Below are 1,364 nucleotides of genomic sequence, written 5' to 3'. Positions count from 1 at the left end.
GTTTTATTGCCAATCAATACCATTCTGAAATCTAATTACCAAATGATACGATTGTCTGTAAATCTGCAATGGAAGGACGGAGATACGGTAAGCATTCAACTCAGAGTATTGCCTATTCTTGACAACGAAACTGGACTGCTAGTAGATTATGGAAATGCTACGATTGTTCCTTAAAAATAATGAAAGATCTGCCTCTCTCAAAGACAAGACGTCGATGAGTTGTATGTTGGGTTGCTGTGCATGTACCGTGACTATCTGGTATTAGACAATATGAAAAAAAGAAGAGTGTGTGGTAGCTTATGTTACGTTAAACGTATAAGCCACTTTGATTATGTCGCCTGCATTATACGACAATCCATTGTAGAAGTTATCACCAGTGGTGGTGAAAAATCTTGCAAATGTTTGCTCGACACCATTTACATACACAGTCTCATCGACTGAGCTAACCGAGGAGCATTGTGAAGCGTCATACTTTGCCTCCACAACATTTCCAGACATCGAGCTTGTCGTAACAAGTACCTCATCTGTTATATCTCCCAGACCACCGTGACATGCGCCAGAAAGTCTGTTGCCTTTTTGAGCCATCTGACCATTGGGAGGTGCAGTCACACTTACGCTATCGTTGACTACAGCAAATGCGGCTTGTATTGCATATGGTGTAATTGCCACAGCCATTATTGCAGCAATTGCAACCATGATGTTTTTTGTTCTAGTCATCACATAGTCCAGTACAATCAAAATATATAAGATAAGTTTAGTGCTGCAGCAATAAGTAAAATTTTTAGTGAAGATTTTCTATTACATAAAATTATAATTGTACTGTACACAAATGCATTTTTTTGCAATCATTTTTGTTTATTCTCGTACATGTCAAACAACGTATCAAGGAACCTGCTTGTGTACATCCTGCTGTCCTTCTTCTTTGCCCTGTGCACTACCTTGAGTATTAGCTTGTACGTTTCCATTCTCAATGTAAGCGCGTGATACTCTATCCGTGGCATGTCTTGAATTATTTACGGTACAATTGATAAATTGTTTGTAATCAATTTTTGCAAATGTACCGTAAAATTTTCTAGTATGTGATAATTAAAAATATGCGTACACTTTAAATAGAAAATGTACCGTAAATTTGATTGTATGTCACGCATGAGAATGGAAAACATACAGTACCAGAAGAGACTCAAGAGAATAGACTGGAACACAGTACGAAAGATCATTGTATTTTTGCATTGGAACAACGCCAAGAAAAGCCACATTGCACTTCGCTGCGGGATGAATTACGATTACTGCAATCGATATCTTGACTGGTGTAGACGCATGAAGCTCATCACGTCCGGTACTGAACATAACAATGAAACAATCAT

2 protein-coding genes are annotated in these 1,364 nt (G+C 38.0%); both read right to left on the bottom strand.

Annotated features, from left to right (window positions below; translation table 11 throughout):
* Positions 1–297: 297 nt before the first annotated feature.
* Entirely contained in the window at positions 298–717 is a 420-nt protein-coding gene (locus tag DYY66_RS02480) for a hypothetical protein (RefSeq protein WP_166285922.1), read from the bottom strand.
* Between the two features lie 423 nt (positions 718–1,140).
* The coding region (locus DYY66_RS13845; protein WP_255496006.1) for a hypothetical protein at positions 1,141–1,364 on the bottom strand (224 nt) is incomplete at its 5' end.

The sequence above is a fragment of the Candidatus Nitrosotalea sp. FS genome (assembly GCF_011319475.1).
GTDB lineage: Archaea > Thermoproteota > Nitrososphaeria > Nitrososphaerales > Nitrosopumilaceae > Nitrosotalea.
This window is presented reverse-complemented; position numbering and strand designations above follow the sequence as displayed.

Excerpts from the sequence above, each read along its gene's own strand:
- DYY66_RS02480 (WP_166285922.1), bottom strand. The coding sequence starts at position 717 with ATGACTAGAACAAAAAACATCATGGTTGCAATTGCTGCAATAATGGCT.